This window comes from Pseudomonadales bacterium (assembly GCA_041395945.1).
Classification (GTDB): domain Bacteria; phylum Pseudomonadota; class Gammaproteobacteria; order Pseudomonadales; family Azotimanducaceae; genus SZUA-309.
Genome location: JAWKZN010000002.1, coordinates 56,372 through 75,341, shown reverse-complemented (window position 1 = coordinate 75,341; position 18,970 = coordinate 56,372). Strand labels below are relative to the sequence as shown.

Below are 18,970 nucleotides of genomic sequence, written 5' to 3'. Positions count from 1 at the left end.
TGCTCAGTAGTCCAATGGAAGTGCGATTCGGCGACCATCTCGTGCTGAAAGATAAGTGGCTATCAGAACCTCAAGGGACTTCAATCCCTCCCGACCGTCTGTGTGAGGCGTTGCCTCGCCACGAAGCACCTGTATCACGTTTTCATAGTAGAGAGGATGGCCGAAGCCATACACGGATGTCGTTTCGTAATTCGCTTCACGAATAAGTTCGTCTTCAGGTCGGGAATCAGCGAATTCCCAGTGCTGTATTTCGTTCACGGCAACACCACCGATGCGCGCGGTACCCGTCTCGCCGAGTATGGTGATACTTCCTTCGAGGTTCTTGGGGTATGTCAACATGGTGACATTCATTGACCCGAGCGCACCTGAGCGCCACTTCACGCTGATCACACCGGAGTCCTCAACCTCGATGTTTCTGGCGAGCGTCGCAGTGTAGGCCTGGAGGCTTTCGATCGGACCGATCAGCCAGTCGAGCAGATCGACATAGTGACTGGCTTGATTCATCAATGCACCGCCATCGAATTCCCAGGTGCCTCGCCATCCCGCGCTGTCGTAGTACTCCTGGGGGCGGGTCCAGAAAACATTGATGTTGACCATGTAGATTCTTCCGAATCTACCCTGATCAATGGCCTTCTTCAGCAGTTGTAGGGTGGCGTTACGGCGATTCTGCTTCACTACGAACAGACGGACGTTGTTCTCGTCGCAGGCTTTCACCATCCGCAGACCGTCATACCATCGGGTAGCCATGGGTTTTTCGGTCATCGCATGACGCCCTGAACTGGCCACTTCAACCACCTGATCCGGGTGCAGGCCGCTTGGGGTTGCCAGCACGACTACGTCGATTTCAGAATCCTTCAGCATCGAGCGCATAGTCTGGAACGGACGAGCTCCGGTCTCTGTTGCTGCTTTATCCAAAGCTCGGGGATCGACATCGCAGACCGCCACCAGTGCGGCGCGCTCATTGTGGTGGGCGATTGCCTTGAAGTGATTGCCCGAGATCCTGCCGCAACCGACGACGCCAAATCTGATTCGCCTGTCGGTGATGGGTTCTGGAAAACTTCGCATGGCTCAGGTTCTGCTTATTGCTGGTTTGTTGGAATGATGATGCCCAGCCGAAAACATGCCGGGACAGCAAGTCGCCTCACTCCCGATGCGAATCCAGGTCGAGCGCCGCCGGTTGGGGAATCGAGTCGGTCACAAAAGCGTAACGGAGTTTACAGATAGGTGCTCAGCCAGTCGAGACATCCTGAGCCGACTGAAGATCCGGCTGGAAGGACACCTATCCCGGATTTGTGACCCGCACTCAAATCCGCGGCGCCGTCCGTAGTATGATCCCTGGGTTCCAGGGATCAGGAGTCGAGACGATGCGTGACGTTTACCCGATGGTACGGATGAGTTCACTGGCCGCCCTGCTGCTGGTGGCCAGCGCCTGCACCACCAACCCCTATACCGGCGAAAGGCAGGCCTCCAATACCGGTAAAGGCGCCGCGATCGGGGCCACCGCTGGAGCCGTAATCGGCGCCCTGACCGGTAAAGACGCGGATGACCGCCGCAAGCGCGCGCTCATCGGCGCGGGGGTCGGTGGGCTGACGGGTGCCGCGGTGGGCGGTTACATGGACGCCCAGGAACGCAAACTGCGCGAGCAGCTGCAGAATACCGGTGTCAGCGTGACTCGTCTCGGCGACGACATCATCCTCAACATGCCCGGTAACGTGACCTTCGACGTGAACCAGGCGGAAGTGAAGAGCAATTTCTACCCTGTGCTGAATTCCGTGGCGCTGGTGGTCAAGGAATACGACAAAACCCTGGTGGATGTGAACGGCCATACCGACAGCACCGGCACGGTCGAACTCAACATGGGCTTGTCGAACCGTCGTGCGCAGAGTGTCAGCGCCTATCTGCAGTCTCAGGGAGTTACCGGCAACCGACTGTTTACCCAGGGCTTCGGCCCTCATTATCCGATCGCGGACAACACCACCGCAGAAGGGCGCCAGCTCAATCGCCGGGTTGAGATCGTGCTGAAGCCACTCACCCAGGGCTGAACGCCGTGCCGCGCCCGTGATCCGGGGCATTGATCCTCGCCCGTGATCCGCGACATCGATTCGCAGCATCGACCCGCGGATCCCTTGCCCCCCTCGGTACAGAATCGCGGAACGGCGGGCGCCACCCGCCGCTCCTTTCCGACACATACCCCGCAGCCGGTCCGAGTGGCTGGCCCTCTTTTGCTCATTTGCGTACAGTGGCGGCCTGCCGGTGCCGGCCACCTGGCGCAAGGGGGCGCGGTTCGGCTCGCGCAGACGAATAATTATTATAAAAAACAATACGTTACTGATCGGATCAGACCATGGCAAAGGTTCTCGTACTGGGTGGTGACGGCTTCTGCGGCTGGCCGACCAGCCTGCATCTCTCCCACGCCGGCCACGAGATCGTCGTCGTCGACAACCTGTCGCGGCGCAAGATCGATGTGGAACTCGAAGTCGAGTCGTTGACCCCCATCCGACCGCTGTCGGTCCGGGTGGCGGCCTGGAAGGAGCTGACCGGGCGATCGATTCGAACCGTGCATCTCACCCTCGGCGAAGACTACGACCAGCTCCTGCGCCTGATCCGGGAAGAGCAACCCGACACCATAGTGCACTTCGCCGAACAACGGGCCGCACCCTACTCGATGAAGTCCTCCCGGCACAAGCGCTACACGGTCAACAACAACATCAATGCGACCAACGACGTGCTCTGTGCGATCGTGGAAAGTGGCCTGGACATCCACCTGGTGCACCTGGGAACCATGGGTGTGTATGGCTACGGCACCGCGGGGATGAAGATTCCCGAAGGGTATCTGCGGGTGAAGGTCGAAACCCCCCAGGGCCTGATCGATCAGGAAATTCTCTACCCGGCCAATCCCGGGTCGATCTATCACATGACCAAGACCCAGGATGCGCTGCTGTTTTTCTACTACAACAAGAACGACAGCTTGCGGATCACCGATCTGCATCAGGGCATCGTCTGGGGCACACAGACCGAGCAGACGCGCCAGGATGAGCGGCTCATCAACCGCTTCGACTATGACGGCGATTACGGCACGGTTCTGAACCGCTTTCTCATGCAGGCCGCGATCGGCTATCCCCTTACCGTACACGGCACGGGTGGCCAGACACGGGCCTTCATCCACATTCAGGACACCTGCCGCTGTGTTGGGCTTGCCATCGACAATCCACCTCAGCGTGGTGAGCGCGTCAACATTCTCAATCAGATGACTGAGACGCACCGTGTTCGTGACCTGGCCGCGATGATTGCTGAGCTGACCGGAGTCGAAATCAGTTATCTGGATAACCCGCGCAATGAAGCGGCCGAAAACGATCTGCACGTGGAAAACAGTCGCTTTCTCGGGTTGGGCCTGGAACCGGTGACGCTGCAGACTGGTCTGCTGCAGGAGGTCACCGAGATTGCGCGCCGTTACGCTGATCGCTGCGACCGAGAGAAAATTCCCAGCGCGGCACGCTGGCGCAGCAACGCCTGACCCGTCGCGCGAGGGTCGCGTGACGGTGGCAGGCTTCTAACCGGACGCCGGGGACAATTCCCCATCCAGCGCCTGGGACTCACAGAACGTGGCGAATGCGGTCTGCAGCCCCGCAACATCCTCCCCTTCCGGAATCTCGATCTCCATGTTAAGGCTGAACACCGGCGTGCCGGTGTGCGGAGCTGGTTCTGTCTGGGTCTCGAGTTCCCGGATGTTGACCCCGCGGCTGCTGAAGAAGTTTGCGATGCCATGGACGATGCCTGGATGGTCCAGGGTTTCCACCCGGACTGCGAGCCTTGTGGCCTGTCGTTGCGCCCGATCCGAAGTGCGGCGGAACAGATGAGCGAGTCCGGTGCGGGCAGCGAGGCTGCTCAGGGTCGATTCGAGGGCGTCGAGAGCCGCATTTTCGCCACTGACTGACATCAGCACCGCGAATTCGCCGCCGAGCACCGACATGCGGCTGTCTTCGATATTTGCGTTTACACCCAGCACAATCTCGGAGAGTTCGTTGACCAGTCCGGGTCGGTCCTGGCCAATGGTGGCGATCACGGCCCTGGCCATCAGCGGATGACCTGTCTGACGTAGTCGGCCAGTTCGGCCACCGCGATCCGCTGCTGAGCCATGGTATCGCGATCACGTACCGTCACCGTATCGTCCTCATCGACAGTCTGGAAATCGACGGTGATACAGATGGGGGTGCCGACTTCGTCGTGGCGCCGGTAACCCTTGCCGATGTTCCCTGTGTCTTCATAGAGCACCCGCCCCAGACCGAGGGCCTGGAGATCCTGCTTGATCGACTTCGCTTTCGCCACGATGCCTTCGTGATTCCGCTTCAGCGGCATCACGGCAGCTTTGATCGGTGCGAGATGGGGTTTGAAGGCCAGCACGGTCCGCGTCTTCCCATCCTCGAGTGTTTCCACCCGATAGGCCTCGTTGAGCACCGCCAGCACCCCCCGATCCACACCCGCCGAGGGCTCGATCACATAGGGCACCATCCACTGATTGGTTTCCAGATCCTGGATGGCGAGCTTGGTATTCGAATCCCGGTTCGGGGCCACCCTGGCCTGAATATTGAAGTCCGCCTGAGCGCGTGTATGGGATCCCAGGTCATAGTCGGTACGGTTGGCAATACCTTCGAGTTCTTCGAGGCCGTGGGGAAACTGGTACATGACATCAAAGGTGGCCTTTGAGTAGTGCGCAAGTGCGTCCTTGGGCACATTCAGCAGTTGCAGTCGATTGCGCTCCACGCCCTGAGCCTCCCACCAGTCCAGGCGTTCTTCGACCCACTTCTGATGCCACTCCTCATCGGTGCCGGGCTTCACGAAAAACTCGAGCTCCATCTGCTCAAACTCCCGGACCCGGAAGATGAAGTTGCGCGGCGTGATCTCGTTGCGGAAGGCTTTCCCGATCTGGGCGATGCCGAAAGGCAGCCGCCGGGATGTGGAATCCACCACGTTGCGAAAGTTGGTAAAGATCGCCTGGGCGGTTTCCGGGCGCAGATAGCCGAAGCTGGAGCCGTCGGATACCGGGCCCAGGGCTGTCTTGAACATGAGGTTGAAGGGGCGCTCTTCTGTCAGATCGGTGGATCCACAGTTCGGACAGACTTTCCCTTCGAGGTGATCGGCCCGATGCCGCGCTTTGCAATTGCGGCAATCGACCAGCGGATCGCTGAAGGTCTCCTCGTGGCCCGAGTAGCGCAAGGTGAGCGGGTTGGTGAGGATGGCGGCATCAAGCCCCTCGACATCGTCCCGTTCGTAGACCATCGCACGCCACCAGGCGGCCTTAAGGTTGTTTTTCAGTTCAACCCCGAGTGGACCATAGTCGTAGATACCCTGCAGTCCGCCGTAGATATCGCTGGATTGAAAGATGAAGCCGCGCCGCTTGCACAGCGAGACCAGTTCTTCCATGGAGGATGCCGGCACGATAGAAAACCTACGTCTTACGCGAGAGCGCAAACTATACCCAAACTCGCTCTAAAAGACGCCTTTTGAGGCCAGGGAACCCGCCGCGGTACCGTATCCATAAGTCTTGTCCATAAGTCTCCATAAGTCGTGCCATCACCTGGCAGAAGTGTGGATGTATTCGCAGAATTACATCTCTCACACGCGACTCACAGCCTCGTACATCTGCCGGGAGCCCTCGGCACATCAGATATGGTCGAATGGTTCTGCCGGTAATTACAGGACGGCTGGCACAAGCAGAGGAACAGATGCGCAGGACCGACTCACCAGACAGAACACGCAGCTACTTCCGCTCGGCGGAGCGGGTGTTTGCGCTCAATGGCCAGTGGTTTTACGGAACCCGGGAAGGGGAGATCGGTCCCTTCGTATCCCGGGAGGAAGCTCTGAAAGAAGTCGCGCGCTTCGTAAGGAAAAGCATGACCTCGCTCTGTTTCAGACGCTCCGGGAAGAGCATGCGAAACGCACAGCGGTGTCGACCCTCGAATCCGGGACCACGCGACCCGAAGTGTCCCGCACCCCGCTTGCACTGGTACCCAAGGAAGAAACCACCCGGGTAATGGGAAATCTCGCGTTGCAGCGTCGGCGCTGATCGTTTCTGAGGCTGATCGTCGCTGCTGCGACACATCAGCCTCCCTGCCTGCAACCACCTGACTTGCGCGACCCTCGCGACTGCCGCCAGAACCCCGCTACGACACGCTGAGGCGTTGCTACCTATGCAGAGGCTCCCAAGTAGCATTGTCGGTTGCATCCAGCGTACTCTACCGATGTGTGGCAGCTCGATGTGCGGCAGCCTGAATTCCAACAGTGGGAGACATTTCTGAGATGGCGAGCGACCTATTTGATCTGACGGGCCGAACGGCACTGATCACAGGCTCGAGTAAGGGCATCGGCAAGTCGATTGCGGAAGAGATGGCGCGTCAGGGTGCCCAGGTGGTGATATCCAGCCGCAAAGCCGACGTCTGCGAGGCGGTGGCGGCTGCGATCAATGCGGAGTGCTCGGGTGAGCCCGGCGGTGCCGTGGCCATTCCAGCCCACGTCGGACACAAAGAGCAGCTCGAGAGACTGGTGGCAGAGACCCACAGGCAGCTCGGGAAGATCGACATCCTGGTCTGCAATGCGGCGGTAAACCCGTTTTATGGCTCGATGATGGACATCCCGGACTCCGCGCTGGAAAAAGTACTCGACATCAACATCAAGTCCAATCACTGGCTGTGTCAGCTGGTGTTGCCGGAAATGATCGAACGAAAAGACGGCTCGATCATGATCGTGTCTTCCGTGGGCGGGCTCAAAGGCAGTGCGGATCTGGGAGCGTACGCCATATCCAAGGCTGCTGATCTTCAGCTCGTGCGCAATCTTGCCGTAGAGCACGGACCGAATAATGTGCGGGTGAACGCCATCTCGCCGGGACTTATCCGCACCGACTTTGCCCGGGCGCTCTGGGAGAATCCGGACATTCTGAAACGTGCGACGGCGGCGGATCCGTTGCGGCGCATCGGGGAACCGGACGAACTTGCGGGGATTGCCGTCTATCTGGCTTCCCGGGCAGGCTCCTTCACCACGGGTCAGAACTTCGTGGTGGACGGTGGTTCCACCATCGGACGCTGAATGCAGGTCACCATTCGCAGGAGAGGATAATGGCTGAAGCGGCAAGATCCTGGTGGGCGCGAGCCATTCTCATCGGCACGGTGGTGGCGGTTGTGCTGCTGCTGCTCGGTCCCATCGGCACGAGACTGGGTATCTGGGGCTTCCAGACGGGGCTGCTCATGCTCATCCCTGCCGGTACCCTGCTGGCTGCGGTAGGGCTGCTGGTCGGACTGGTGGCGCTGTTCGTGTCGAGAAAGCGGGGTTTCACCGGCGACGGGCCGATCCTTCTCACCAGCGTCCTGGTCTGTGCACTGGTCGTCGGACTCATGTTTCTGCAGGCCAGCAGAGGCTTCTCGCTGCCTCAGATCCACAACATTTCCACTGACGTTAACGACCCGCCTCAGTTCGATGCCATCGTCGCGCTGCGGGGCGAAGGGACCAATCCGCTGGACTACGACCGGGAGAAACTTGCCTCTGTACAACAGCAGGCGTATCCGGCTGTGAAAACGCTGCGTCTGGAAACCGATCGTGCCACCGCGGTCGGTCGGGTGGTGGATGCCCTCACTGCCATGGGGCTGGAGATCGTCGCTGTCGATGCGGATGCGGGGATCATTGAGGCGACCGCGACAACCTTCTGGTTCGGTTTCAAGGATGATGTGGTAGTCCGGGTCCGCGACGACAGCGCTGGCGGGGTGAAGGTGGATGCGCGCAGCGTATCCCGGGTCGGATTGAGCGATCTCGGTGCGAATGCGGCGCGGATCGAAGCGCTGCTGGGACGTCTCCGCACGGGTTGATCCCGGGCGAGCTGGATTTCCGTGGAAGCTTCCGGAAGACGCCTGAGAGGATTCCGCCCGCCGCACGGGAGGACTTCAGAAGCGGATCAGTTCTGCGGAGAGATCCGCTAAGTCCAGCACACCGATGGCATTGAACCCCAGCATGTGCCCTGCACATTCTCCGGGATTGAAAATCACCTGACCCGCTTTGCGCTCATAACGATACAGGTGGGTGTGCCCGTGCAGGGCCAGATCGTTTGCGGAACTCAGATGTCCTGAAAACTCGAGGGGATCGTGGACGACCATGATGCTGCGTTCATGCCAGTCCAGCACAAACGGCGGCTCGTGAAAGATGAATCCGTAGCGCGCTACGGCCAGTTCGAGTGCCTCCCGTTCGCCTTCGTCGTTGTTGCCGTATACCCCGTAGAGCGGTACGTCGAGATGGGCGAAAATATCCAGGGTCTTTGCCTGGGTGATATCTCCGGTGTGAATCACACGCTCTACCCCCGATGCGTTGAACAGTTCAACAATCCGCTGCACGTTGCGGAGATTATTGTGGGTGTCGCTGACGATGCCGATTTTCATGACGCAGGGAGGGGACTTTTGGAACTCGTGTAGTCGGGTTGTCCGGAGTCCACGCCCCGGGCCTGGATGGCCGGGCGGTCTGCATGGCCCGGCCATCTGCCTCAGACAGGGACGGACTCCGCAACGCGCTTCCGCGGGCCGTTCCCGCGGGATCCGTCCCGCGGGAAGAAGTCCGGTGGATCAGACCTTTTCGAGGATGTGGATGCCGCAGGCGCTGCCGAGACCGATCACATGGGTCATACCTATCTTCGCACCTTTTACCTGGCGCTTGCCGGCTTCACCGCGCAGATGGGTGGCCACTTCATAGATGTTGGCGATGCCGGTGGCGCCAAGGGGATGCCCTTTAGAGAGCAGCCCGCCGGAGACGTTCACCGGGATACGGCCGCCGAGTGCCACTTCGCCGTCATCGATCATCCTGCCGGCCTCGCCATCGCCACAGAGCCCGAGGTTCTCATAGTGAAGAATCTCTGCGGTGGCAAAGCAGTCGTGGAGTTCCACCAGATCGATATCGTCCGGTCCGAGACCCGCCATCTCGTAGGCCGCCTTGGCCGCCTTGCGGGTGCAGCTGTTCACATCCGGCATCACCAGATCACGCTCCTGCCAGGGATCTGAGGTCAGGATCGAGGCGCGAACCTTGACTGCACGCTTCATCAGGCCGAGCTCCTTGGCCTTCTTTTCTGAGCAGATCACTGCGGCGGCAGAGCCGTCAACGTTCACCGAACACATGAGCTTGGTGTTCGGATACGAGATCATCTCGGCGTTCATTACCACATCCAGGGGGGTTTCGATCTGGTACATGGCCTTGGGATTCAAGGTGGAATGATGGTGATTCTTCACCGACACCTTGGCGAACTGTTCGAAGGTGGTGCCATATTTCCGTGTGTGTTCACTGCCGGCTTCGGCAAACACTGCGGGCATGGTACCGGAGCCGAGCAGGCCTTCCTTGGAAATGCCCTTGGCGCCACCGGCACCGCCGAGCAGGCCCTTGCCCATCTGTTCCACCCCGACACAGAGCACCAGATCGTATAACCCGGCTTTGACCGCGGCCCAGCCTTCGCGGAAGGCGGTGGCTCCGGTGGCACAGGCGTTGGACACGTTGATCACGGGAATGCCGGTCTGGCCGATCTCGTGGAGGATGCGCTGTCCCACCATGCCGCTGGCCTGCCCCAGGTTGCCGCAATAGAGGGCTTCCATGTCCTGGATCGTCAGTCCGCAGTCGTCCAGCGCCAGCAGGGCGGACTCTGCGCCGATCTCTGGGACTGTCCGGTCCGGGAAGCGACCGAACTTGATCATGTCTACACCGACGACGTATGCGTCACTCATTTCTCGTCTCCTAGGAACTGGGTTGGAAGAAGTAGGACAGATAGGCGTTGCCTTCCTTGTCCTTGCGGCCGAGAGCGTCGGCGTAGACCACATCGACGGGCATGTCGAAGGCGATCTTTGACGGATCCGGCTCCACATTGATCAGATTGCCTTTGACGGCAGTACCGTCTGCCAGATCCACGATCGCGCTCACATAGGGCACTTCGATGCCGGGAAAGGAGCGATGGACGATGGAGTAGGCATACAGTTTGCCCTTGTTGGGCAGCTTGACGGTGGACATCTGGTCCCGGCCACCGCATTTCGAACAGACTTTCCGCTCGCCGAGAAAGGTTGCCCCGCAGGCGCCGCACTTATAACCCTCGAGATAGGGCTCGCCGCTGTCCGGTATTTTCAGGTAATCGACGACTGGTAATGGTTTTGCGCTCAAGAATCCCCCTAAAACTACGTGAATACTGCGGCTGGAGCATACTATCTCGGGCATCGGCGGGACAACGCCAAGCTGCGGCACCCGGGCAGGCCTGCTCCGGCAGGGGAATCGGGTCGCTAGACGGAGCGCGGGAAATCGCGCATCTTAACCGGGGTTAACAATGGGAGGATGGAACATGGGGCAGACACCATGAAGTCGGTCAAAGTCAGCGATTACATGGCCACTCGACTGGTGACATTCCACAAGAATGACAGCGTGGTCACCGCGATGGGCGTACTGCTTGAAAAAAAGATCTCCGGCGGTCCTGTGGTGGATGACGCGGGTAATCTGGTCGGTGTGCTCTCAGAGGTCGATCTCATGGAAGTCATCGTCCAGGACAGCTACTACAACGAATCCGTCGGCATCGTGGCGGACTACATGCAGCCGGAAGTGGATACGGTGGATCCGCAGATGGACATTTATGCGTTGACTGAGCGTTTTCTCAAGGAGCACCGCCGACGCTATCCGGTCGTGCAGAACGGGCGGCTGGTCGGTCAGATTTCGCGCCGTGATGTTCTGCGGGCCGCCGAGGACTTCCTGACCAAACCGGAGCGACGGAAGAAACGCTGAGGCAGCGCCGGAGTAACGCCGCGGGCATTCTGTGGAGCGCCCGCGGCGTCTTTAAAAAAAGCCCGCGGCGGCTAAAGAAAAATCAGTCCCGCAGTGCCGCGAGCAGCAGTTCATTGACCACGGATGGATTGGCCTTGCCCTGGGTCGCCTTCATGACCTGCCCGACAAAGAACCCAAGCACTTTGTCCTTGCCTGCACGGAACTGTGCCACCTGAGCCGCGTTGTCCTCGATGATCCTGTCGATGATGGACTGCAGCTCTGCGGTGTCTGAAACCTGAGTCAGGCCGAGCGTGCTTATGGTTGCATCGACCCGGCCGTCCTCTGCCGCCACAGGCCCCTCAGACCAGAGGGTATCGAAGAGCTGTTTGGCGATTTTGCCGGAGATTGTGCCGTCTTTGATCCTGGCGATCAGATCGCCGAGGGTGGTGGTGGCCAGTGGACAGTCGTCGATCTCCGTCTCGGTGCGATTGAGTGCGGCTGAGAGTTCCCCCATCACCCAGTTGGCTGCGAGTTTCGCATCCCGGGAACGCACCGCGACCGCTTCGAAATAGGCAGCCATTGCCGGATCTGATGTCAGCCAGAGCGCATCGTAGGCAGACAGGCCGTATTCGGTCTCGAACCGGTCCCGCATCTGGACGGGCAGTTCCGGAAGCTCACGGCGGACGCTGTCGATGAAGGCCGCATCGAGGACCAGCGGTAACAGATCGGGATCCGGAAAATATCGATAGTCGTTCGAGAGTTCCTTGCTGCGCATCGGTCGGGTTTCGTTGCGATCCGAGTCATAGAGCCGGGTTTCCCGGTAGATGCTGCCGCCTTTCTCGAGGACTTCGATCTGGCGTTCGATCTCATGGTTGATCGCCAGTTCCAGGAAGCGGAAGGAGTTCACGTTCTTGATCTCAGTTCTTTCTCCGAGGGCGGTATCGCCGGAACGCCGGATCGATACGTTGGCGTCGCAGCGCATGCTGCCCTCAGAGAGGTTGCCATCGCAGATCTGCAGATGGCGGACCAGGCCATGCAGTTGCCGGAAATAGGCGGATGCCTCAGCCGCCGAGCGCAGATCCGGCTCGGAGACGATCTCGAGCAGGGGGGTACCTGCCCGGTTCAGATCGATGCCCGTCATGCCCGGGTAAGCCTCGTGCAGGGATTTACCGGCGTCCTCTTCCAGGTGTGCGCGGGTTACCCGGACGGTGCGGGGTGGTTGACCATCCAGCTGCACAGTGAGTGATCCGGCACCGACGATGGGCTGCTCGAACTGGCTGATCTGATAGCCCTTCGGAAGGTCAGGGTAGAAGTAATTCTTGCGGTCGAAGACCGAGCGGGCGTTGATCCGGGCGCCGATGGCCAGACCGAAACGCACGGCCATTCTGACCGCTTCTTCATTGAGCACAGGCAGGACGCCCGGCATACCCAGGTCTACGGGGCAGGCCTGGGTATTGGGCGCAGCACCGAAGCGGGTTGCCGCCCCCGAAAAAATCTTACTGATGCAGGCCAGCTGCACATGCACTTCGAGGCCGATCACTGCTTCCCAGCTCATGACCACCCCTCGGGATGCCGCAAGTGCCAGTCGGTCGCTCGCTGGTACAGGGCGGCTGCTTCGAGCATCGTCTGCTCGGCGAAATGCGGGCCGATCAGCTGCATGCCCAGTGGCATGCCCTGGTGTGATCCGCAGGGCAGGGACATGGCGGGCAGTCCAGCCAGGCTGGCGGGAATGGTGAAGATATCCTGCTGATACATGGCCACCGGGTCACCTGAAAGCTCGCCCTTCCTGAAGGCGATGTCGGGTGTGGTGGGTGCAAGTATCAGATCCACCGATTCGAATGCGCTCAGAAAGTCCTGCTGGATCAGACGACGGATCCGCTGTGCTTTCAGGTAGTAGGCGTCGAAGTAACCGACGCTGAGTGCATAGGTTCCGGTAAGAATCCGGCGCTTCACTTCCGCGCCGAAGCCTTCGCTGCGGGAGCGGCGATAGAGATCCTCCAGCGAAGTCGGATTCTCACAGCGATGCCCGAATCTCACACCGTCGTAGCGGGAGAGATTGGTGGATGCCTCGGCGCCCGAGATGACGTAGTAGGCGGGAATGGCGGCAGGGGTGTGTGGCAGGGAGATGTCGTTAACCCGGAAGCCTGCCTTTTCGAACTCCCCGATAGCGGCACGAAAACTCTCTGCCGGGACTCCAAGCGCCTGCAGATATTCCCTGGGTAACCCGATCCGCAGTTTTCTGCCCGAGATGCCCGCGCCATCCAGCGCCAGGCCACGGCCGTCGTGCAGCCAGGCCTCGTCCCGTTCGCTGCTGGTCGAGTCGAGGGGATCGAACCCGCACATGTGCGGCAACAGCTGAGCAATGTCCTGGGCGCTGTGGGCGAGCAAACCGCCCTGATCGAGACTCGAGGCGAAAGCCACCATGCCGTGACGCGATACCCGGCCATAGGTGGGTTTCAGTCCGGTGAGACCGCAGAAGGCGGCAGGCTGGCGAATGGACCCGCCGGTATCGGTACCCGTGGCGATCGGCACCAGGCCGGCGGCGACTGCGCTGGCTGAGCCACCGGAAGATCCGCCGGGGACATGGGCCGGATTCCAGGGATTTGCGACGGGTCCGAAGTGGCTGTTCTCGTTTGAGGACCCCATGGCGTATTCATCCATGTTGGTCTTTCCCAACAGGATGGTGCCCGCCGCTCGAAGCCGGCTGACCACGGTGGCGTCGTAGGGCGCGATGAAGTCAGCGAGCATTTTTGATGCGCAGGTTGTGGGCAGGCCCTGGGTGCAGAAAATGTCTTTGTGCGCGATGGGAATACCGCAGAGCGCGGCGGCAGTGCCCTCTCTGCGCCGGGTGTCGGCGTCGGCCGCCTGCTCCAGCGCACCAGCTTCATCCAGGGTGATGAACGCGTTCAGAACAGGGTTGTGGCGCCGGATACGGTCGATCAGCGTACGGGTCAGTTCGACGCTGCTGAATGCACCGGACTCGAGGCCTGCGCGCAGGGCGGATATCGAGGGAAAAGACTCCATCTGCCCTATTCAACGACCCGGGGCACCAGATACAGGCCATCCGCCGTCGCGGGGGCACCCTTCTGGAGGAGTTCGCGATCCACGGTTTCGGTCACGCGATCGGTCCGCAGACGGGCGCTGGCGTCCAGAGGATGGGAAAGCGGCTCCACGTGATCCGTGGGGATGGACTGCATGTGATCGACCATGGCGATGATGCGTGCCAGATCTTCGCGCGCAGCCGCCTGCTCAACGCCGGAGAGCTCCAGTTGCGCAAGGTTTGCGAGGTGGGAAAGGTCGATGTCAGCCATAGGCGCGCAAGCCTAATCCAATCAAGGTGGTGAAATAAAGAATCCGCGCCGAATCAGGTACCTGCGCGCCGATCGCAGCACGGGATGCCGCTTCGTTTCGCCGGGTTTCATGATAGAGTACGGCCGGGTCGGGAAGCGCCTATACTTCCCATTGAGCCCGTTCCGCGGATGCCTAATTCTTCGGATAAGCCTAGTTCTTCGGACAGGCCTAATTCTTCGGACAGGCCTAGTTCTTCGGATAGAGAGCCAATCCTTGATCACCAGAGCCGTACGCACACATGTTTAAGAATATCCGTGGGCTGTTTTCCCGCGATCTTTCCATCGACCTCGGTACAGCCAACACGCTCATCTATGTGCGCGACCAGGGTATCGTGCTGAACGAACCTTCAGTGGTTGCCATCAGAATTCAGGGTAATGTGAAAACCGTCGCGGCCGTGGGTCTGGACGCCAAACGGATGCTCGGTCGCACACCGGGCAACATCACCGCCATCCGTCCGCTCAAAGATGGGGTGATTGCAGATTTTCTCGTCACGGAAAAAATGCTGAAGTATTTCATCAACAAGGTACACGAGAACTCCTTCATCCGGCCGAGCCCGAGAGTTCTGGTCTGTGTGCCCTGCAAGTCCACAGAGGTAGAGCGTCGAGCGATCCGTGAAAGTGCGCTGTCCGCAGGCGCCCGTGATGTGCGACTGATTGAGGAGCCCATGGCGGCCGCCATCGGAGCCGGTCTGCCGGTGCAGGAGGCAGTGGGCACCATGGTCGTGGATATCGGCGGTGGTACCACGGAGATCGCCATCATCTCCTTGAACGGCGTGGTCTACTCGGACACCGTGCGGGTCGGCGGTGATCGCTTCGATGAGGCGATCGTGGCCTATGTACGGCGGACTCAGGGCAGTCTGATCGGCGAGGCCACCGCAGAGCGAATCAAACAGGAGATCGGTGCTGCCTATCCCCAGAAGGAAGTCCGGGAGATCGATGTGCGGGGGCGCAATCTTGCGGAGGGCGTACCGCGCAGTTTCACGTTGAACAGCAATGAGATCCTGGAGGCACTGCAGGAACCGCTGTCGATGATCGTGCAGGCGGTAAAGAGTGCTCTCGAGCAGTGTCCGCCGGAACTGGCCTCGGATATCGCGGAAACCGGTCTGGTACTGACGGGGGGTGGTGCGCTGCTGCGGGACCTCGATGTGCTGCTGGCGGAGGAAACGGGCCTGCCGGTCATCATTGCGGAAGATCCACTGACCTGTGTGGCCCGCGGTGGCGGCAAAGCGCTGGAGATGATGGACAAGGCCGGCAATGCGGACCTGTTATCCACTGAGTAGTCTGCCGGCAGTTTTTAAAGGTCGCGACACGGTCGTGGCGCACGAAATCAGCGAGGGGTTGCTTCGATCAAAGCTCTGTTTGTCCGCGAATCCGGCGCAGGCTATTTACTGACGGGACTGGCCCTGGTCTCACTGGTGCTCGTGACTGTCGATGTCTCAACCCGCCTCCTCGAACCCTTTCGCAGTGTCGTCGGCACCCTGGTGAGTCCGCTCCAGATCATCGCCGAATCACCCTATCTCGCCGCCTCGGAAGTTGGAGAAGTATTCAGCTCCCGCGACAACCTGCAGGCACAGAACGCCGCGCTCCGCCAGCGGGTGCTCGAACTCACCGAAGTTGCCCAGCAGTACCAGTCACTGAAAACGGAGAACGAGCGCCTGCGCGGTCTGCTCGGAAGCCGTGCCCGACTGCCCGCACAGGTTCTGGTTGCCGAACTGGTCGGTGTTGTACCCTCTCCGAATACCTTCCAGGTCATCATCGACAAAGGCAGTGCGGCAGGTGTCGCGGTGGGTCATGCGGTGATCGATGCGCATGGACTCTTCGGCCAGATCGTCGAGGTGGATCGCTACACCAGCCGGGTGCTGCTCATAGTTGATACAAGCCACGCGGTGCCGGTGCAGGTCAATCGCAATGGCGTACGCAGTATTGCCGGCGGCACCGGCCGGCTGGATGTCCTTGAGCTCGAAAATGTACCGGTGACTGCCGATATTCGGGAGGGAGACCTGCTTGAGAGCTCGGGCCTGGGAGGGCGTTTCCCCAGGGGGTATCCGGTCGGGTATGTCACGTCGACAATCGTCGATCAGACGCATCCCTATGCCCGGGTCACCGTGCGTCCACTGGCGCAACTCGATCGTTCCCGTCACGTACTGGTGGTTTTCGATCCGGAACAGGAAGCCCTGCAGGCGGAAGCCATGCTCAGCGACGACGTGCACAGTGCCGGAGACCCGGAGTCTCAGCCGCCCCCTGAAGAGAGCCCCGGCGAATGAATCTGACCCGGGGAGGCTGGCTCATCCTGCTGACAGTGGTGGTGGCAATGCTGCTTGGACTGCTGCATCTGCCGGAGAGCTGGCCCCAGTGGCTGGGCTGGCTGCGTCCTGCGTGGCTGGCCATGGTGGTGTTCTTCTGGGTCATGGAACTGCCGCACCGGATCGGGCTTATCTCAGTCTGGCTGCTGGGGTTGCTGGTCGATGCACTCTATGCAGATCCCCTCGGCCTCAATGGCTTCCTGCTGGCGGCGATCACCTATATCGGCTGGCGTTTCTATGAGCGGCTGAGGATGTACTCGGTGTTTCAGCAGGCGGGCGTGCTGCTGTTGCTGGTGCTGGCAACCGAAGGGATCCGCATGGCGGTACAGGATGCCGCCTTCGATCGCGGTTTCGACTGGCAGGTGATCCTCCCGGCGCTGTCGAGCATGCTGGTCTGGCCCTTCGTGTATCTGCTGCTGCAGAGACTGCGTACCCGGGTTCGAGTGGAATGAGCCTGAATATGGACCTTCAGACTCCCATCATTCTGGCCTCGGCATCACCCAGGAGGGCACAGCTGCTGGCGCAGATCCGCATTCCCTTCGAGGCGGTGGCTTCTGCGGTGGATGAAAGCATCCATTCCGGTGAGTTGCCGGAAGACTATGTGTGTCGTATGGCACGCAGCAAAGCAGCCGCAGGATCCCGGGTGGGACGCATCACGCTTGCCGCCGACACCATCGTGGTAACGGACAACCGGATACTCGGTAAACCGGCAGGTCGCGAAGAAGCCATCGAAATGCTGCTGACGCTGGCTGGACGTGAGCACCGGGTGCATACAGCGGTAGCCGTGTGCAACGGTGACCGTCTGCTGGTGGATCTGGTGTCGACTCGAGTACGTTTCCGGGATATTTCCGCAGAGGAAGCACAACGCTACTGGGAGAGCGGTGAGCCCGTCGACAAGGCAGGCGGTTATGGTATTCAGGGGATTGGGGGTATATTTGCGGCAAGTATCGAGGGCAGTTACAGCGCAGTTGTAGGATTGCCGCTTACGGAGACAGAGCGGCTGCTGGCGCAGATGGGCGTGGACACCTGGCGCTGTCGTACAGATGGCTGAAGAAATTCTCATAGCGGTCAGTGAGTTTGAGACCCGCGTGGCTCTGGTTGCGGGAGGTCAGGTGCAGGAGATTCATCTGGCCAGAGCTGACGGCTACAGCCGCACGGGGAACGTCTACCTGGGCAAAGTCGCGCGGATCATTCCGGGAATGCAGGCTGCATTCGTGGACATCGGGCTGGAACGGCCGGGATTCCTGCACGTTCGCGACATCGAAGGCCCCCGGCTGATGCTCGGTGAGGTCACCAGTGCCGCACCCGATATCCGGGACCTTCTTCATGATGGTCAGTGCCTGATGGTACAGATTGTTAAAGATCCCATTTCCGGTAAGGGTGCGCGGCTGTCCACGCAGATTGCTCTGGCATCGCGCTTCCTGGTTCTCATGCCCTTCACGGACCACATTGGAATCTCCCAGCGGATCGAAGATCCCCTGGAGCGCGAGCGGCTGACTGCGCTGATCGCCCAGGTGCGCAGCGAACAGGGTGTGGGTATGGGATTTATTGCCCGCACCGCTGCAGACGGCATTGAAGAGGCTGCGATCGAACTCGATACCAGAGTACTGACCCGGATCTGGGATCGTATTCTCGAGAAGAAAAGAAATGTCAGTGTGCCCGCACTCGTCTATGAGGAACTGCCGCTCCACATTCGGGTGGTGCGGGATCTCGCCGGACCCGATGTCCAGCGCATCGTTATCGACGAGCGTCACACTTACGATCGTGTGCGGCGCTTTGTCGATGAATTCATACCTGAGTTCGCCGAGCGGGTGGTCTGTGACGAGGAACCTCGCTCGCTGTTTCAGCGCGCAGGAGTAGATGATGAGATCGCCCGGGCGCTGGATAAGCGGGTCAACCTCAAAAGTGGCGGACATCTGGTGATCGAACAGACCGAAGCCATGATCACTATCGATGTGAATACGGGTGGATTTCTCGGCAGCACCAGTCTCGAGGAGACCGTATACCGCACCAACCTCGAGGCGGCGGCAGCCATTCCCAGGCAGCTGCGGTTACGCAATCTGGGCGGGATCATCATCATCGATTTCATAGACATGCAGGATGACGAACACAAACGACAGGTGTTGCGTGTGCTCGAAAAAGCCACTGAGCTCGATCCAGCGCGTACCCGGATCGAAGGTTTTTCTTCCCTGGGTCTGGTGCAGATGAGCCGTAAGCGGACGCGGGAGTCCCTGCTGCAGCAGGTGTGTGAGCCTTGTTCCCGCTGCGCAGGTTCAGGGCTTGTGAAGACCGCGGAGAGCACCTGTATCGAGCTGTTTCGTGCCATCATCGAAGACGCACGGATACGCTGCGACGCCGGGCAGCGGGAAGGCGGCTACCAGATCCGCAGTTCCGCCGATGTGGTTGACCGACTGTTGGACGAAGATGCCGGAGCGCTGCGCAATCTATCTGCTCAGATCGGCCGGGAGATCTGCATTCAGGTCGAGCCCTGCTACGGCCCGGGTGAGTTTGACGTGGTGCTGGTACAGAGTGCTCGCCCGCCGCAATGAAAAAAAGCAGGCG

The 18,970-nt window shown here is 60.2% G+C and carries 19 protein-coding genes and 1 pseudogene; 11 read left to right on the top strand and 9 right to left on the bottom strand.

Translation table 11 applies throughout. The features are described from left to right. Positions 1-3: 3 nt before the first annotated feature. Positions 4-1,065: a Gfo/Idh/MocA family oxidoreductase gene (locus R3E82_17145; protein MEZ5552611.1), complete on the bottom strand. Its 1,062-nt coding sequence runs from the start codon at positions 1,063-1,065 to the stop codon at positions 4-6. Between the two features lie 299 nt (positions 1,066-1,364). Between R3E82_17145 and R3E82_17140 the strand changes: the two genes are divergently transcribed. Continuing rightward, positions 1,365-2,042: an OmpA family protein gene (locus R3E82_17140; protein MEZ5552610.1), complete on the top strand. Its 678-nt coding sequence runs from the start codon at positions 1,365-1,367 to the stop codon at positions 2,040-2,042. Positions 2,043-2,344: 302 nt separating this feature from the next. Continuing rightward, on the top strand, positions 2,345-3,514 hold the full coding sequence (locus R3E82_17135) for an NAD-dependent epimerase/dehydratase family protein (protein ID MEZ5552609.1): 1,170 nt from the start codon (positions 2,345-2,347) through the stop codon (positions 3,512-3,514). 36 nt (positions 3,515-3,550) lie between these two features. Here R3E82_17135 and R3E82_17130 read toward each other — a convergent pair whose 3' ends face one another. Beyond that, positions 3,551-4,075, bottom strand: coding sequence for an ACT domain-containing protein (locus tag R3E82_17130; protein ID MEZ5552608.1), 525 nt, complete (start codon positions 4,073-4,075; stop codon positions 3,551-3,553). After that, positions 4,075-5,421 carry a glycine--tRNA ligase gene (locus R3E82_17125; protein MEZ5552607.1) on the bottom strand — a complete coding sequence of 449 codons (1,347 nt, stop codon included), beginning with the start codon at positions 5,419-5,421 and terminating at the stop codon, positions 4,075-4,077. Before R3E82_17125 ends, R3E82_17130 begins: the two co-directional genes overlap by 1 nt. Positions 5,422-5,675: 254 nt before the next feature. Here R3E82_17125 and R3E82_17120 point away from each other — a divergent pair. From R3E82_17120 to R3E82_17110, 3 genes and pseudogenes are all read left to right on the top strand, one after another. Next, positions 5,676-5,876: pseudogene (locus R3E82_17120) on the top strand (DUF6316 family protein). 421 nt (positions 5,877-6,297) lie between these two features. Next, on the top strand, positions 6,298-7,080 hold the full coding sequence (locus tag R3E82_17115) for a glucose 1-dehydrogenase (protein MEZ5552606.1): 783 nt from the start codon (positions 6,298-6,300) through the stop codon (positions 7,078-7,080). A 29-nt stretch (positions 7,081-7,109) separates the two neighbouring features. After that, entirely contained in the window at positions 7,110-7,853 is a 744-nt protein-coding gene (locus tag R3E82_17110; protein ID MEZ5552605.1) for a DUF1499 domain-containing protein, read from the top strand. Positions 7,854-7,928: 75 nt separating this feature from the next. Here the strand turns inward: R3E82_17110 and R3E82_17105 are convergent, their stop codons facing one another. From R3E82_17105 to R3E82_17095, 3 genes are all read right to left on the bottom strand, one after another. After that, positions 7,929-8,417 (bottom strand): YfcE family phosphodiesterase, encoded by a 489-nt coding sequence (locus R3E82_17105; GenBank protein MEZ5552604.1) that lies wholly within the window; start codon positions 8,415-8,417, stop codon positions 7,929-7,931. Positions 8,418-8,597: 180 nt separating this feature from the next. Then, positions 8,598-9,740 carry a thiolase family protein gene (locus R3E82_17100; GenBank protein ID MEZ5552603.1) on the bottom strand — a complete coding sequence of 381 codons (1,143 nt, stop codon included), beginning with the start codon at positions 9,738-9,740 and terminating at the stop codon, positions 8,598-8,600. A 10-nt stretch (positions 9,741-9,750) separates the two neighbouring features. Next, positions 9,751-10,167, bottom strand: a complete 417-nt coding sequence (locus R3E82_17095) for an OB-fold domain-containing protein (GenBank protein MEZ5552602.1) — start codon at positions 10,165-10,167, stop codon at positions 9,751-9,753. Positions 10,168-10,356: 189 nt separating this feature from the next. On the opposite strand from R3E82_17095, the gene R3E82_17090 reads away from it, so the two are divergent. Beyond that, positions 10,357-10,776: a CBS domain-containing protein gene (locus R3E82_17090; GenBank protein ID MEZ5552601.1), complete on the top strand. Its 420-nt coding sequence runs from the start codon at positions 10,357-10,359 to the stop codon at positions 10,774-10,776. A gap of 82 nt (positions 10,777-10,858) precedes the next feature. Here the strand turns inward: R3E82_17090 and gatB are convergent, their stop codons facing one another. The 3 genes from gatB to gatC are packed head-to-tail and all read right to left on the bottom strand — an operon-like array spanning position 10,859 to position 14,066. Continuing rightward, positions 10,859-12,310: an Asp-tRNA(Asn)/Glu-tRNA(Gln) amidotransferase subunit GatB gene (gene gatB, locus R3E82_17085; GenBank protein ID MEZ5552600.1), complete on the bottom strand. Its 1,452-nt coding sequence runs from the start codon at positions 12,308-12,310 to the stop codon at positions 10,859-10,861. Then, the gene (gene gatA / locus R3E82_17080; protein ID MEZ5552599.1) at positions 12,307-13,779 is read right to left on the bottom strand and encodes an Asp-tRNA(Asn)/Glu-tRNA(Gln) amidotransferase subunit GatA; all 1,473 of its coding nucleotides are present in this window, start codon (positions 13,777-13,779) and stop codon (positions 12,307-12,309) included. Before gatA ends, gatB begins: the two co-directional genes overlap by 4 nt. Positions 13,780-13,784: 5 nt before the next feature. Continuing rightward, complete coding sequence (gatC, locus tag R3E82_17075; GenBank protein ID MEZ5552598.1) at positions 13,785-14,066, bottom strand: Asp-tRNA(Asn)/Glu-tRNA(Gln) amidotransferase subunit GatC; 282 nt, start codon at positions 14,064-14,066, stop codon at positions 13,785-13,787. A gap of 278 nt (positions 14,067-14,344) precedes the next feature. Between gatC and R3E82_17070 the strand changes: the two genes are divergently transcribed. The 5 genes from R3E82_17070 (at position 14,345) to R3E82_17050 (ending at position 18,957) form a co-directional block, all read left to right on the top strand. Continuing rightward, positions 14,345-15,385, top strand: a complete 1,041-nt coding sequence (locus tag R3E82_17070) for a rod shape-determining protein (GenBank protein MEZ5552597.1) — start codon at positions 14,345-14,347, stop codon at positions 15,383-15,385. 135 nt (positions 15,386-15,520) lie between these two features. Continuing rightward, complete coding sequence (gene mreC, locus R3E82_17065; protein ID MEZ5552596.1) at positions 15,521-16,369, top strand: rod shape-determining protein MreC; 849 nt, start codon at positions 15,521-15,523, stop codon at positions 16,367-16,369. Beyond that, a complete protein-coding gene (gene mreD / locus R3E82_17060) occupies positions 16,366-16,860 on the top strand; it encodes a rod shape-determining protein MreD (GenBank protein MEZ5552595.1) in 495 nt (164 codons plus the stop codon). Before mreC ends, mreD begins: the two co-directional genes overlap by 4 nt. An 8-nt stretch (positions 16,861-16,868) precedes the next feature. Next, positions 16,869-17,459, top strand: coding sequence for a nucleoside triphosphate pyrophosphatase (locus R3E82_17055; GenBank protein ID MEZ5552594.1), 591 nt, complete (start codon positions 16,869-16,871; stop codon positions 17,457-17,459). Next, on the top strand, positions 17,452-18,957 hold the full coding sequence (locus tag R3E82_17050) for an Rne/Rng family ribonuclease (protein MEZ5552593.1): 1,506 nt from the start codon (positions 17,452-17,454) through the stop codon (positions 18,955-18,957). Before R3E82_17055 ends, R3E82_17050 begins: the two co-directional genes overlap by 8 nt. The last annotated feature ends 13 nt before the right edge of the window (positions 18,958-18,970 follow it).